The 13,907-nt window shown below is 72.3% G+C and carries 13 protein-coding genes; 6 read left to right on the top strand and 7 right to left on the bottom strand.

Annotated elements, in window-relative coordinates; translation table 11 throughout:
- The first annotated feature begins 16 nt into the window (after window positions 1–16).
- Together ACYCO6_RS12775 and ACYCO6_RS12770 are read left to right on the top strand one after the other, a co-directional pair.
- Window positions 17–787 (top strand): SDR family NAD(P)-dependent oxidoreductase, encoded by a 771-nt coding sequence (locus tag ACYCO6_RS12775; RefSeq protein ID WP_459772129.1) that lies wholly within the window; start codon window positions 17–19, stop codon window positions 785–787.
- The gene (locus ACYCO6_RS12770) at window positions 784–2,556 is read left to right on the top strand and encodes a class I adenylate-forming enzyme family protein (RefSeq protein WP_459772128.1); all 1,773 of its coding nucleotides are present in this window, start codon (window positions 784–786) and stop codon (window positions 2,554–2,556) included. Before ACYCO6_RS12775 ends, ACYCO6_RS12770 begins: the two co-directional genes overlap by 4 nt.
- Here ACYCO6_RS12770 and ACYCO6_RS12765 read toward each other — a convergent pair.
- Entirely contained in the window at window positions 2,523–3,116 is a 594-nt protein-coding gene (locus tag ACYCO6_RS12765; protein WP_459772127.1) for a hypothetical protein, read from the bottom strand. The genes ACYCO6_RS12770 and ACYCO6_RS12765 overlap by 34 nt on opposite strands.
- Window positions 3,117–3,299: 183 nt before the next feature.
- On the opposite strand from ACYCO6_RS12765, the gene ACYCO6_RS12760 reads away from it, so the two are divergent.
- From ACYCO6_RS12760 to ACYCO6_RS12750, 3 genes are read left to right on the top strand one after another with little or no spacing between them, the layout of a single operon-like run.
- Entirely contained in the window at window positions 3,300–3,545 is a 246-nt protein-coding gene (locus tag ACYCO6_RS12760) for a ferredoxin (protein ID WP_459772126.1), read from the top strand.
- Window positions 3,545–4,816, top strand: coding sequence for an NAD(P)/FAD-dependent oxidoreductase (locus ACYCO6_RS12755; protein ID WP_459772125.1), 1,272 nt, complete (start codon window positions 3,545–3,547; stop codon window positions 4,814–4,816). Before ACYCO6_RS12760 ends, ACYCO6_RS12755 begins: the two co-directional genes overlap by 1 nt.
- 9 nt (window positions 4,817–4,825) lie before the next feature.
- The gene (locus ACYCO6_RS12750) at window positions 4,826–6,079 is read left to right on the top strand and encodes a cytochrome P450 (RefSeq protein WP_459772124.1); all 1,254 of its coding nucleotides are present in this window, start codon (window positions 4,826–4,828) and stop codon (window positions 6,077–6,079) included.
- Window positions 6,080–6,124: 45 nt separating this feature from the next.
- On the opposite strand, the gene ACYCO6_RS12745 is transcribed toward ACYCO6_RS12750, so the two are convergent.
- From ACYCO6_RS12745 to bchO, 4 genes are all read right to left on the bottom strand, one after another.
- A complete protein-coding gene (locus ACYCO6_RS12745) occupies window positions 6,125–7,864 on the bottom strand; it encodes a methyl-accepting chemotaxis protein (RefSeq protein WP_459772123.1) in 1,740 nt (579 codons plus the stop codon).
- A 248-nt stretch (window positions 7,865–8,112) separates the two neighbouring features.
- Complete coding sequence (locus ACYCO6_RS12740) at window positions 8,113–8,736, bottom strand: DUF1989 domain-containing protein (RefSeq protein WP_459772122.1); 624 nt, start codon at window positions 8,734–8,736, stop codon at window positions 8,113–8,115.
- A gap of 101 nt (window positions 8,737–8,837) precedes the next feature.
- On the bottom strand, window positions 8,838–9,611 hold the full coding sequence (locus ACYCO6_RS12735) for a gamma-glutamyl-gamma-aminobutyrate hydrolase family protein (RefSeq protein WP_459772121.1): 774 nt from the start codon (window positions 9,609–9,611) through the stop codon (window positions 8,838–8,840).
- 263 nt (window positions 9,612–9,874) lie between these two features.
- Window positions 9,875–10,765 (bottom strand): alpha/beta fold hydrolase BchO, encoded by an 891-nt coding sequence (gene bchO / locus ACYCO6_RS12730; protein WP_459773550.1) that lies wholly within the window; start codon window positions 10,763–10,765, stop codon window positions 9,875–9,877.
- A gap of 219 nt (window positions 10,766–10,984) precedes the next feature.
- Between bchO and ACYCO6_RS12725 the strand changes: the two genes are divergently transcribed.
- Window positions 10,985–11,131, top strand: a complete 147-nt coding sequence (locus ACYCO6_RS12725; protein WP_459772120.1) for a hypothetical protein — start codon at window positions 10,985–10,987, stop codon at window positions 11,129–11,131.
- 19 nt (window positions 11,132–11,150) lie between these two features.
- Here the strand turns inward: ACYCO6_RS12725 and ACYCO6_RS12720 are convergent, their stop codons facing one another.
- The gene (locus ACYCO6_RS12720) at window positions 11,151–12,785 is read right to left on the bottom strand and encodes a magnesium chelatase subunit D (protein WP_459772119.1); all 1,635 of its coding nucleotides are present in this window, start codon (window positions 12,783–12,785) and stop codon (window positions 11,151–11,153) included.
- 74 nt (window positions 12,786–12,859) lie between these two features.
- Window positions 12,860–13,870, bottom strand: a complete 1,011-nt coding sequence (bchI, locus tag ACYCO6_RS12715) for a magnesium chelatase ATPase subunit I (protein ID WP_459772118.1) — start codon at window positions 13,868–13,870, stop codon at window positions 12,860–12,862.
- Window positions 13,871–13,907: the final 37 nt, after the last annotated feature.

The following is a 13,907-nucleotide window of genomic DNA, read 5'->3' as shown; positions in this document are numbered from 1 at the left end:
AGAGCAGAGCTGTGCCATGTCGCTGTTCGATCTGACCGGTAAGGTCGCGCTCATCACCGGTTCGTCTCGGGGCATTGGCCGGGCGATCGCCCTGCGGATGGCCGAGCATGGCGCCCGGGTGGTGATCTCCTCGCGCAAGCGCGAGGCCTGCGAGGCGGTGGTGGCCGAGATCGAGGCCGCGCACGGGGCTGGCCGCGCCATCGCAATCCCGGCGAGCATCTCGGTGAAGGCGGAGCTGGATGAGTTGGTCGCCCGGACCGAGGCGCGGTTCGGTCCGGTCGACGTGCTGGTCTGCAACGCCGCCAGTAACCCCTATTACGGGCCGCTCGCCGAGATCACCGACGCGCAGTTTCGCAAGATCCTGGAAAACAACGTCCTGTCGAACCACTGGCTGATCCAGATGGTCGCCCCCGGCATGGTGGCGCGGCGGGACGGCGCGATCGTCATCGTCTCCTCCATCGGGGCGCTGAAGGGCTCACCGGTGATCGGCGCCTACAACGTCTCGAAGGCCGCCGACCTCCAGCTCGCCCGCAACTACGCGGTGGAGTACGGGCCCGCCAACGTCCGGGTGAACTGCCTCTGCCCGGGGCTGATCCGCACCGATTTCGCCCGGGCCCTGTGGGAGGATCCCGAGATGCTGGCCGCCACCACGGCCACCGCGCCCCTGCGACGGATCGGCGAGCCCGACGAGATCGCCGGTGCGGCCGTGTTCCTGGCCTCCCCGGCGGGCCGGTTCGTCACCGGCCAGGCCCTCGTGATCGATGGCGGCGTCACGATCTCCCGATGAGCCCCGATCCCCGCATTCCTCCTGGCTGGCCGGCCCTGCCGCTTCGCGACGCGGAAGCGCGGCTCACCGCCCCGGGCGCGCCCTTCGAGATCGCGACGATCGAGATGCGGGGCGTGCCGACCCGGATCTGGGTGAAGGCGCCGCCGACCCTGCGCGACCTGTTCCTGATCGCCCGCGGGCACGGGGACAGGACCTTCGTGGTCTACCGCGACGAGCGCGTCACCTTCACGGGCTTCGCGCGCGCCGCCACCGCCCTGGCGCGGGCCCTGGTGGAGGCTGGCGTGCGGAAGGGCGACCGGGTCGCCATCGCGCTGCGCAACCTGCCCGAATGGCCGGTGAGCTATTACGGCGCGCTCCTCGCCGGGGCGATCGCAACGCCGCTCAACGCGTGGTGGACTGGGCCGGAGCTCGCCTACGGGCTCCGGCATTCCGGGGCGCGGGTCCTGATCGCCGACGGCGAGCGTTTCGGACGGATCGCCCCGCACCTGTCCGCGTGCCCGGCGCTGGAGCGAGTCTTCACCACCCGGATGGAGCCCGATTCGCGCGCGGTGCCGTTGATCGCGGTGATCGGCCCGTCGGCCGATTGGGCCTCGCTGCCGGACGGGCCCCTGCCCGACATCACCCTCGATCCGGAGGACGACGCGACCCTGTTCTACACCTCCGGTACCACCGGCCATCCGAAGGGCGCCGTCGGCACCCACCGGGCGGCCGCCACCACCGTGATGGCCTACCCCTACTCGGCCGCCCGCACCTACCTGCGCCGGGGCGAGACGCCGCCGAGGCCCGATCCCTCCGCGCCGCAGCGCGCGGCGCTTTTGGTGATCCCGCTGTTCCACGTCACCGGCTGCCACGCGAGCCTCGGGGCGGCGCTCTACGGCGGCCATCGCCTCGTGATGATGCACCGCTGGGACGCGAATGAGGCCCTCGACCTGATTGAGGCCGAGGGCTGCACCAGCGCGGGCGGCGTGCCGACCATCGCGTGGCAGCTGGCCACGGCGGCCCAGGCGGCGGGGCGGGCGCTGCCGAGCCTCGACTCCGTGACCTATGGCGGCGCCCCGGCCGCCGGCGACCTCGTGCGGACCCTGGGCGAGGCTCTGCCCAGGGTCGTGCCCGGAACCGGCTGGGGCATGACCGAGACCTCGGCGACCTTCACCCATCACCAGGGTGAGGATTACCTCACCCATCCGGATTCCTGCGGGCCGCCCCTGCCGGTCTGTGAGATGCGGATCGTCGACCCCCTCGGCCAGGACCTGCCGCCGGGCAGCGTCGGTGAGCTCTGCGTGAAGGGGCCCAACGTGGTCCGCGGCTACTGGGACGACCCGAAGGCCACCGCGGAGGTCCTCTCCGACGGCTGGCTGCGCACCGGCGACCTCGCCCGGGCCGATGACGAGGGTTTTCTGACGATCGTCGACCGGATCAAGGACATGCTGATCCGCGGCGGCGAGAACATCTATTGTTGCGAGGTCGAGAACGCCCTCTACGCGCATCCGGACGTGATCGACGCCGTGGTGCTGCCGGTGCCTCATCCGACGCTCGGCGAGGAGCCCGGCGCCATCGTGGCGCTGGCGGAGGGCGCCCGGACCGGCCCGGAGGAGATCCGGGACTTCGTGGCCGAGCGGCTCGCGGCCTTCAAGGTGCCGGTGCGGGTCGTGGTCTGGGACGGGCTCCTGCCCCGCAACCCCGCCGGGAAGATCCTGCGGGCACCATTGCGGAAGGTCTTTGCGGATCCCTCAGATCAGAACGGCTCGCCTTCGTCGCCGGGACGATAGACGCGCAGGGTCCGGCCGTCCGGGTATTGCACCGTCCGGCCGCGCACCACGAGGTAGCCGGCGGCCTCGGCGCTGCTCAGGCGGTCCAGGCGCTCGTCAGTATAGCCCGGCGTGAAGCCGTAACCCGGCCCATACCCGTAGGACCGGTATCGCGCGTAACTCTCGACGGGCGGAGGCGGTGGCGGCGCGGCGGCGACGAAATGCCGGCCGCGGGTCGTCCTGGCGGGTGCCGCGGCAACGCGCGACCGGTGTGCCGTTGCGGCGACCCGTTTGGCCGGCGGGGCGGTCTTGTGCGCGGCCTGCCGCACCGGAGCGCGCCGCGCCGCCACCGCCTTGCGTTGGACGGGCGCCGTCCGGACAGGCTGGGACGCGGCGGCGGGTGTCGACGCGGTCTGGGTCGGCGTGGCGGCGGTCCGGTCCGTCGCTGGGACCTTCTCGGCGGCCGGCTTGTGGGCCGGCGGGTCCTTCCAAGTGGTGCCCTGTGCGGGTTCGGCGGAGGCGCCTCCGGCACCGAGGAGCAGGATGAGGGCTGCGAGGCTCGTTCTTGCACCGTGCGGCATGGTGCCCTCCTGGATTCGCGGCGCATCGGTCAGGCGCGCGGGGCGGCGCAACAATAGATCGAACGGCGGCGGAGGGGAATCGCGCCGATCCATTTCCAGGTGATCCGTGAGAACACTTTTATACCGAACAGCGGACCGTCTCGGCAGCGCGGAACCTGCGCCCTTGCGCGCGGTTGCCTCGCCATGTCCGTCTCCGCCGATGCGTCCTCCGGCTCTCCGCCCAGCCTGCGGGTGAGCGTCGATCTCAACCTGTGCCAGGCCTATGCTCAGTGCTGCTACGCGGCGCCGCGGCACTTCCGCATCGAGGGGCGCGAAGCCCTGTTCTACGACCCCGCTCCCGCACCCGCAGACCGCGCCGATATCGAGCGGGCGCGTGTCGCCTGCCCGGTCCAGGCGATCCGGGTCGAGGATCCGGGCCAGGACACCTGATGGCGCAGCGTTCCGAGCACGCCGTGGTGGTGGGCGCCGGCCTCGCGGCTTTGCGCGGGGCCGAGGCCATGCGGGAGGTTGGATTCTCCGGCCGGATCGCCATCGTGGGCGCCGAGCCCTACCGCCCCTACGACCGTCCACCGCTCTCGAAACACGTTCTCACCGGCGCGATCCCCGCGGACGCCACCGCCCTGCCGGGAAGCCTCGGTCTCGATGTGGACTGGCATCTCGGCTGCCCGGCCGTCGGCCTCGACCGCGACGGTCGCACCGTCCGACTCGCGGATGGGCGCACCCTCCCCTACGAGCGTCTGCTGATCGCCACCGGCACCCGTGCCCGCCCGTGGCCGAACCCGCACGAGGGACGGCTCGCGGGCGTGTTCACCTTGCGCGGGCGGGACGATGCCGCCGCCCTGCGGAAGGCCCTCGCCGCCGGCCCCCGGCGCGTGCTGGTGATCGGCGGCGGCTTCATCGGCTGCGAGGTCGCGAGCCTCTGCCGGCAGCTCGGCCTGCCCGTCACCCTGGTTGAGCCCGGCCCGACGCCGCTGGCCCGCGTTCTCGGAAGCACCGTCGGGGCGTTCATCGGGGCGATCCACGAAGGCCACGGCGTCGATCTGCGCTGCGGCAGCGAGGCCGAGTGGCTGGAGGATGCGGGCGGTCGGCTGGTGCGCGCGCACCTCGTCGACGGCACCCGGATCGACGCTGACGTCGCCGTCGTCGCCCTGGGGGCCGTGCGCAACACGGAATGGCTCGCCGGATCCGGCCTGTCAGCGGATCCGGGCGGGGTCGATTGCGACGCGGCCGGCCATGTCCTCGACGTGGACGGAGAGGCCGACCCGCGCATCGCCGCGGCCGGCGACGTGGCGCGGTTTCCCCACCCGCTCTACGGCGGCCGGCGCGTCGCCCTGGAGCACTGGAGCCAGGCGGTGGCGCAGGGCATCCATGCCGGCCGGCTGCTCGCCGGTGTCGCGCCCGAAGGCCCCTACGGCGCGTTGCCGACCTTCTGGTCGACGCAGGGCGAGCTCGTGGTCAAGTCCGCCGGGCTGACGGAGGGCGCCGACGCGGTGGCGATCACGCAGGGCGACCCCGCTTCGGGCCGGTTCATCGCCCTCTACGGAAGCGGGGGACGCTGCATCGCTGCCGTCTCGGTGGATTCCGCCCGCTGGCTGCCGGCCCATGCCGAGCTGGTCGCCGCAGGCGCCTCGTTCCCGCCCCGCGGCGCGGCGACCGACCGGCCGAAGGGTGTCGAGATCCTCGCGCCGGGCTTTCCCTGAGGACACCGCATGGCCGACGCCACCCTCCTCGACCAGGTCAAGGATTTCGCCAACCGGGCGAACCCGTACCCGGTCTACGCCAAGCTGCGGGCGAATCCCGTCTCGTGCCAGGACGACGGCACCGAGGAGGGAACCTGGGTGGCGGCGACCCACGGCACCATCGCCAGCCTCCTGCAGGATCCGCGGGTCAGCTCCGACACCCTGCCGCCGGCCGACCGGCCGCGCACCGGCAACCCCTTCACCGACCTGATCGTGAAGCCGCTCAAGGACTGGATGATGGACCGCCACCGGGTCTTCATCTTCCGCGACCCGCCGGACCACGACGCCCTGCGCGCGGCGGTGATGCACCAATTCTCGCGCGAGCGCGTCCAGGCGATGCGCGCCCGGTCCGACCGGCTGGTGGCCGACCTGCTCAATGAGAAGTGCGGCGCCCGGGAGATCGACGCGGTCGACGACCTCGCCTACCCGCTGCCCGTGACGGTGATCTGCGAGCTGTTCGGCGTGCCCCGGGAGGACGAGCCGAAGTTCCACGGCTGGGCGACGCAGCTCGCCACTGCGCTGGAGCCCGACAGCCTCTCCGACCCCGAGATCCGCGCCAAGAACAGCCGGACCTTCGATGCGATCGGCGGCTACATGGCCGACCTGATCAAGGTGAAGCGCCGCCACCCGCAGGACGACATGCTCTCGGGGCTGGCCAACGAGTCGACCCCGGCGGGCGTGAAGATGGGCGATTACGACCTGATCGCCACCGCGATCCTGATGCTGGTGGCCGGGCACGAGACCACCGTGAACCTCATCACCAACGGCCTGCTCACCCTGCTGCGGCATCCGGAGGAGCTGGAGCGCCTGCGGCAGGACCCGCTCCGGGCCCCGCGGCTGATCGAGGAACTGCTGCGCTACGAGCCGCCGGTGCAGTTCCGGACCCGCAGGACCCTCTCGGCCATCGACATCGCCGGCGTGACGATCCCCGAGGGGGCCGATCTCCTGCTGCTCCTCGCCTCCGGCAACCGCGACGAGACCGTCTTTCCGGATCCCGACCGGTTCGACCCGGACCGCACCGGCGCCCGCCATCTCGGCTTCGGCGGCAGCCTGCATTACTGCGTGGGCGCGCCGCTCGCCCGGTTCGAGGCCGAGGCGGCGCTCACCGCCCTCGCCCGCCGGCTCAAGGCGCCGCGGCTGATCGAGGACCCGCCGCCCTACCGGCCGGGCGCCGCCCTGCGCGGGCCGGAGCACCTGCGGGTGGCGATCGACGGGATCGCCTGAGCGGCGCGACGGCGCACCCGCGCCGCCGTCGGCGCAATCTTGAGGTCAGGCGGCCTTCACCGCGGCCAGGAACGTGGCGACCTCCTGGCCGAGGCTCGCGGAATAGCGCGCCAGCTCCTGCGCGGCGTTCAGAACCTGGCTCGAGGCCGTCCCGGTCTCGCCGGCGGCCCGCCGCACGTCGGCGATGTCCTCGTTGACCGCCTGCGTCCCCTGCGCCGCCTGCGACACGTTCCGGACGATCTCGCTCGTGGCCGCGCCCTGCTCCTCCATGGCCGCGGCCACGCTCAGCGCCACCATGCGCATCTCGTCGATCGTGCCGCCGATCGACCGGATGGAGTCGACGGCCTGCCGCGTCTCGCCCTGGATGGCCGCGATCTGCCCGGCGATGGTCTCGGTCGCCTTGGCGGTCTGCGAGGCCAGCGCCTTCACCTCCCCGGCCACCACCGCGAAGCCCTTGCCAGCCTCGCCGGCCCGCGCCGCCTCGATGGTGGCGTTGAGCGCCAGCAGGTTGGTCTGGCCGGCGATGCCGGCGATCAGGCCCATCACCGCGCTGATCTGATCCGTGCCCCGGGCCAGGATCTGCATCAGGTCGTTGGTCCGGGCCGCGTCCTCGCTGGCCCGGTCGGCCATCCGCGAGGACTGGGTGACGCGGGACGCGATCTCCTGGATCGAGGCGGCCATTTCCTCGCTGGCGGCGGCCACCGTCTGGACGTTGCTCGATGTCTGCTCCGAGGCCGCGGCCACGCGCACGGATTGTTCGGTGGTGCGGGCGGCGGTGCGCGTCATCTCCCGGGCCGTGGCCTCCATCTCGACGGCCGCGGCCGACAGGCCCTGGGTCAGAGTGCTCACCTGCGCGTCGAACCGGGCGGTGATCTCGTCCAGGATCTGAGCGCGGCGCATCTTCGCGGCATTCTCCCGGACGGCGGCCGCATCGGCCGTGCGCTTGGCGATCAGCGCCTCCTTGAAGACCTGAACGGCGCGGGCCATGGCGCCGACCTCGTCGCCGCGCTGCTGATCGGCGACCGTCACGGCGAGGTCGCCGTCCGCGAGGCCGCGCATCGCCGCGGTCAGGCGGATAATCGGCCGCGAGAGGCTGTTGCCGATAAGGAGCAGGAGGGTCAGGACCGGGAGCGCGAGGCCTATGGACCAGAGGGCGTTGGCGATGGCGCGGTTGCGCACCGCCGCGTGTACGTCGTCGCGGTAGAGACCCGTGGCGACGACCCAGCCCCAGGGCTTGAACATCTGCACGCTCGCGACCTTCTCGACCGGCACGGTCCCACCCGCGCGCGGCTTCATGTAGTCGACGAAGCCGGAGCCCTGCGCCTTCGCGGTCTCGACCATCTCGGCGAAGTAGCGCTTGCCGCCCTGGACGTCGGTCTGATCCAGCACCAGCTTGCCGACATTCTTGGCGTTGAAGGCGTTAGCGATCAGCCGGCCCTCGGAATCGAGGACGAAGAAGTAATCCTCATTGCCGAACCGCAGCGCGGTGACCGCCGCGAGGGCGGCCTTCTGCGCTGCATCGAGGGGCATCTGGCCCGAGGAGGCGAGCGACTCGTAATGGGCGAGGAGACTCTGCGCGACCTCGGTGAGGCGCCGCGTCATGAGCGCGCGCTCCTCGAGCGCCGAACTGCGGGTATCGACGAAGCTCAGGACGCTCAGAGCGCCCATCGCCATGACCACCAGAACCATCACGGCGGCGAGCTTGTGGCGCAATTTGAGGTTCGCGAGGCTTCGCCACGGCGCGACGCGGTCGGCGGGCGAGCGGCTTTTCTGCGTGGGGATCATCCGGGCACCGGGAGAGGACGGCGAAGGCCGTTGGAACACCCGCAGCACACCGGGACGGGGCCGCCGCGGCGCTGCGCCGCGTCAAGGTCGTGCAATAAGGTTAGTAAATTTGAAACATATGAGGCCCGTCACCGCGAGGGGCTGACTAAAATACGGTCGGCGGCTGGTCGAATGATGCGCATCCGGAGTTGATCCCGCGGCAGTCCCGGACCGAAGGGGCGATGCACTCCGGATTTACTCGGTGCCGGCTAACCATCCACGCGATAGTGGATCGGCTTGAAGCTGCCGTTGTTCGATTGCAGTGCCGAGCACGCGGTCAGCCCGATGATCAGGTCGGTCTCCGCCACGAACACGATCCGGTCGCCCGCCCGGCTCAGCGGCGGCTCGACGGTGAGGATCCCGGTCGTCCCGTCGATCGGCACGTTCATGAAACAGTTGAACGCCACCGGGATTGCGTCCGGCGCGATTCCGTAGGGCGCGAGCGCCGCGGCGAGGTTGCCGAAGCAGCCGCGATGCGGGTTGGTGTCGCCGTAGATGATGCGGAACGTGTCGGCCGAGCACGGCGTCAGCAGGAAGTCGTGCCGCCCCACCGTATCCTCGACGATGCGCAGCAGCACGTTCGAGCGGTTCGAGTAGAGCGGGTCGCCGGTGGTCAGGTAGATCCGGCTGGCATAGTCGAGGGTCCGACCGGACGAGATCACCTCGCCCGTGTCGTGGCGGTTGTAGGCGACGAGATCGGCCACCTGCTCGCCGCGCGGGTCGATCACCGTGAGGCGTTGGCCCCGGTCGAGGGTGAAGGCGACGCCGGAGCGCGGCTCGATCTGCTGCACCGCTGCTCCGGCAGGCGCAGGATGGTCGTGGTCGGCGTGCATGCGATCCGGGGGTTGTGAACTGCGCGGGCGCGGCCGGGAGGAACGCGCGGCTGTCCGCGCCTCCGGCAACCCCGCCGTTCGGGCGCGGTTCCGTCCGCAGATCAGCGCCGCTCGCGCGCCCGGTGCCGCGCCGCGTCCCCGAACGCCTCGAACAGCGCGCGGTTGATCGGGTTGGTCGCCGGATCGTGCTCGGCGTGCCACTGGACGCCGAGCGCGAAGCCCGCCGCGTCGCGGATGCGGATCGCCTCGATCGTCTCATCCTCGGCGGTCCCCTCGATCACCACCCGCGCTCCCGGCTTCAGGATGCCCTGGCCGTGCAGCGAGTTCACCCGGATCGTCTCGCGCTCCAAGAGCCGCGCGAAGGTGCCCCCCGGGGTCAGCCGGACCTCGTGCCGATCGGCGAAGATCACCTCCAGGTCCGGGTGGATCTCGCCGTTTTCCAGGCGCGGCATGCGGTGGTTGAGGCGCCCAGGCAGATCGCGGATCTCCGGGTGCAGGCTGCCGCCGAAGGCGACGTTCATCTCCTGAAAGCCGCGGCAGATGCCGAACAGCGGCACGCCGCGCGCCACGCACGCTTCGATCAGCGGCAGCGCCACGGCGTCGCGATCCTCGTCGTAGGGCTCGTGCGCGGCACAGGGCTCGGCGTTGAACCGGGCCGGATGGACATTGGCGCGTCCGCCCGTGAGCAGGACGCCGTCCACGGTGTCGAGGAGGTCGCCGAGGTCGGTGATCGCCGGCGCGGCGGCGAACATCAGCGGCAGGGCGCTGGCCACCGCGGCCACCGCGCGCATGTTGTTCTCGCCGACGATCTGCGCCGGGAACCGGTTGTCGATCAGGCGCGCATTGCCGATGACGCCGATCACGGGTCTCGCCATCGTCCCGGATGCTCCTGTCTTGGCCTTGTCGTGAGTCCCGCTTTCCGCGGCAGGCTCTACGACCCAGGCAAGCTTGGCGCCAGTCCCGCAGGGGCCACAAGAATTGGTTCGGCGTGCTCAGTCGCGCGACATTCGTCCTTGCGAGGGCAGCGAAGCGAGACGGACGTCGCTACGCTTGCCGGTGTCGCGCTGCCCTGGGGTGCTTCGCTCCGCTCGCGATGGCGGATCGGCCGGCCCGATCCGTCATCGCGCTCCGATCGGCCCTACGGGATGCCGACCGCCCGCGCCTCCGCCAGCAGCACCTCGGCCACGCGCTCCGGCGCCTCTTCGTGCGCGAGGTGGCCGAGCCCGCGGATCAGGGCCACGCGGGCGTCGGGCAGACGGTCGCTCAGCGCGAAGGCGGTGTCCGGCAGGATCGCCCGGTCGTCACTGCCGACGATCAGCAGGGTGCGGGTCGCGAGCCCCGGCAATGCCCTGTGGAGTCCGGCCAGATCCCAGTTCGCCATCATGCCGAGCGCGCCGCGGACGTGGCCGGCGCGGGCGAAGAGTCTTCGGTAGAGATCGACCCCTTCGGGATCGAGGCGCGAACCGGTCCCCTCGATCAGCCGCTTGGCGGCGGATCGGTCCGCCGTCCAGGCGAAGATCTTCGGGGTGAACGGGTTGAGGAACAGCAGCCGCGCCATGCCGGGGAAGAGCAGGTTGGCCGCCCCCGGCAGCGGGGCCAGGGCGCCATTGAAGGCCGCCAGCAGACGCGGTGCGATCGTCCCGTCCAGGCACATCCGCGCCAGAACCGCCGCGCCGGCCGAGTGACCGGCGGCCAGGATGGGCGGGCGGCCCAGCGCCTCCACGAGGCCCGCTACGGCCCGGGCCATGCCCGGCAGCGACAGGTCGGGATCGCGCAGCGGGTCGGTGAAGCCGTGGCCCGGCAAGTCCGGGGCGATCACGAAGAAGTCCCGGGCCAGCAGCGGCGCGAGCCCGCGCCAGGAATGGGTGGCCGCACCGGTCCCGTGAAGGAGCAGCAGCGTCGGATTGCTCGCGCGGCCGAACGCCTGGACATGCCAGCGCAGGCCCGCCGCCTCGACGAACCGGCTCGCCTCCCGGTGCGGCCAGTCCAGCCCTTCCACCGCCCAGTCGGGCCGGTCCGCGTCGAACATGTCTAGCACGATGAAGCATCCCGCACTGCGTCAACGCCGACCGGCCCGGGCCAAGAGGCGGCGCTATCGTTCCGGGCCGGAAGTATTTCGTGAAGTTGAAGAATCCCATGCGGCGGCCGCATGCCACCGCTGAGCGGAACCGGATTGCTGCAGTGCAGCAGGATCGACATATCGTGGTCGGGCAAGAGCAAGACACGTCCCCCGACTTCGGAGAAGGCCATGATCCTTTTCACCTCCTCGACCCAGAACATCGCCGCCCCGGCTTCCGGCCGCTGGAGCCTCGGCACCATCGCCCGCGACATGCTGAACGCCTGGCTGGCCCACCACCAGCGTATCGCCGATATCGGTCTCGGCGGCGGTCTCTGAACCCGACGCTTCGCGGCGCTTAGAGCACCGCACGCACCGCCGCGCTGAGCTGGCCGGCATCGGCGCGCGGCAGCTTCAGGTAGCGCGCGTCCATCGCCTCCGCGACCGACCGCGCATCCTCGCCCCGGCTTCCGGTATCGACCACCAGCGCCGGCAGCCCGGCTCCACGCAACGCCCGGGCTGCCTGAAGCGCCTCCGCGCCGGCCCGGGCGCGACCGCCCTCCCCGGAGCGCGCGACATTGGCGCGTCCGTCGGTCAGCAGCACGATCGCCGGCCGGCTGCCGCCCCGGCGGACACCGAGCGCCACCGCGACCGCCGCTTCGATTCCCGCCGCGAGCGGCGTCCCGCCCCCGCCCGGCAGCCCCGAGAGGCCGCGCTTGGCCCGGGTGAGCGAGCGGGTCGGCGGAAGGACCAGCTCCGCGCCGGTGCCGCGGAACGCCACCAGCGCCACCCGGTCGCGCCGGACATAGGCTTCGGCCAGCAACAGCTCGACCGCGCCCTTGGCCTCGGCGAGCCGCTCCAGGGCGGCCGAGCCCGAGGCATCGACGCAGAACACCGTGGTCGTCTCGGTTCGCTGCTTGAGGATCCGGATCCGCAGATCGTCCCGCCGCACTACGATGCGGCGTGCCTCCTCCGTTCCCCGCCGCAAGGCCTGCCAGGGGGCCGCCGCCCGCAGGGTCGCCAGCAGATCGAGCCGCCCCCGCCGCGGGTCACCCCGCCGGCTGCCGACCGGCCGCCCGGTGCGGGCGGAAGCTGCCAGCCCGACCCGGCCGGCCTTCGCGGCGGCGAGGCGCTGCTGTCCTGATAGCAGCTGGTCGAGGAGGTTGGGTGGGATCGCGGCGCGAACTGCTTCCAGGATGACATCGTCGGCCGCAGGCGCGGCCGCCGGGTCCGCCGCATCTTCAGCGGAGCGATCCTCGGGCGCCGCATCCGGTGGCGCCTCCGCGGCTTCAGGGACCGCCTCCTCCGGGGCGGGCAGGCGCGTGGCGCGCGGCGCCAGGACGAGCCGCCCGGCCGCGGTGATCTCCGCCGGGCCGATCGGCCCGTTCCCCGCGAGCATCCGCGCCACACGGGCTGCGAGGACCGGACCGCGCAGCGACGCCACCCCGAAGGCCTCGGACAGGGCGCAGAGGCTGCCGACCGGGTCGGACTCCGCCGCGCCGGACGCGGGCTCCGGCCCTGGCGCGCTGGTATCCGCGTCCGGGATCCTGAGCCCGCTCAGGTCGATCCGAAAGGCGAGGCGGTCGGCCAGGGCCTCGGCGACCGTCTCGTCTGCCTCACCTTCGTCGAGGAGGATCAGGCCGAACCGGGCCGGCCGGTCCGAGACCGTGCCGGTGTCGAGGGCGGCGGCGAGCCGGGACGCCGTGCCGGGCGGCAGGCGCTCCGCCATGGGCACGACGACGATCCCGCCATCGGCCTCCGCCAGCAGGCCGGCCCGCGCCACGGGGCGCCCCGTCACCAGGGTCGCGGCGAGGTCGAGGCCGCCGAGCAGGCCGTCATCGCCGACATTGGGCGGCAGGCGCCGCCAGGGTGTTCCGGGGGGCAGCGCCGCCCGCAGGACGTCGAGCCAGCGTTCGCGCATCGGCCCGGGGACTGCCCGCAGCACCGCGCCGCCGAGACCCTGCGGGTCGGTGGCGAGCAGGCGGGCGGCCATCAGGGCATCGGCCCCAGGATGGTGCGCCGCGCGTCCCTCCCCCGCAGAGAGGGGAGGGAGAGGCGGCGCGCCCGTCACGAGAAGACCTCCGCCAGCGCCCGCTCCACCCGGGCCGTGGATCCGGATTCGTCCAGCGGGTTCCGCCGCAGGCGGTGGCGCAGGGCGGCCGGGGCGATGCGGCGGAGGTGATCGTCGGTGACCGCCTCGGCACCGTCGAGGGCCGCCAGCGCCCGGGCAGTGCGCATCAGAGTCAGCTCGCCGCGCAACCCGTCGGTGCCGAGCGCCAGGCAGAGCCGCGTCGCGCGCTCCAGGGCCGAATCCGGCACCGTCACGGCCGGCAGGCGCTCCCGTGCCAGCAGGATGCGCTTCTGGATCTTCCGCTCCTCGCCGGCATGCGCGGTGAGGAAGCCCTCCGGGTCGCGCTCGTAGGCGTCGCGGGCGCGCACCACCGCGATCCGGGTGGGGATGTCCTTCGGTGTCGCGACCTCGCAGGCGAGCCCGAACCGGTCGAGAAGCTGCGGGCGCAACTCCCCCTCCTCCGGGTTTCCGGACCCGACCAGCACGAATCGCGCTGGATGGCGCAGGGACAGGCCTTCCCGCTCCACGGTGTTCACGCCGCTCGCCGCCACGTCGAGCAGCAGGTCCACGAGGTGGTCCTCCAGCAGGTTGACCTCGTCGATGTAGAGGAAACCGCGATTGGCCCGGGCCAGCAGCCCCGGCTCAAAGGCCTTCACGCCGGCGCCGAGCGCCCGCTCCAGGTCGAGGGTTCCGACCACCCGATCCTCGGTAGCGCCGAGCGGCAGGTCGACCACCGGCACCGGCTTCTTGTGGCTCTTGCGCGGGCCGCCTTCCGCGCAGTGCGGGCAGGATTCCGCCGGGCTGTCGGGGTCGCAGTTGTACGGGCAGCCGGCCACCGCCCGCATCGGCGGCAGCAGGGCGGCCAACGCCCGGATCGCCGTGGACTTGCCGGTGCCGCGGTCGCCGAAGACCAGCACGCCGCCGACGGACGGGTCCACCGCCGCGATCAGCAGCGCCTGGCGCATTTCGTCCTGGCCGACGATGGCCGAGAAGGGGAAGGTGGTCACGCGATGACTCGATGCTACGGGACGACTCCAACCCTCA

Source organism: Methylobacterium sp. CM6257 (assembly GCF_054611515.1).
Note: the sequence above shows the minus strand (reverse complement) of the source record. Positions and strands in the feature narration are given on the sequence as shown.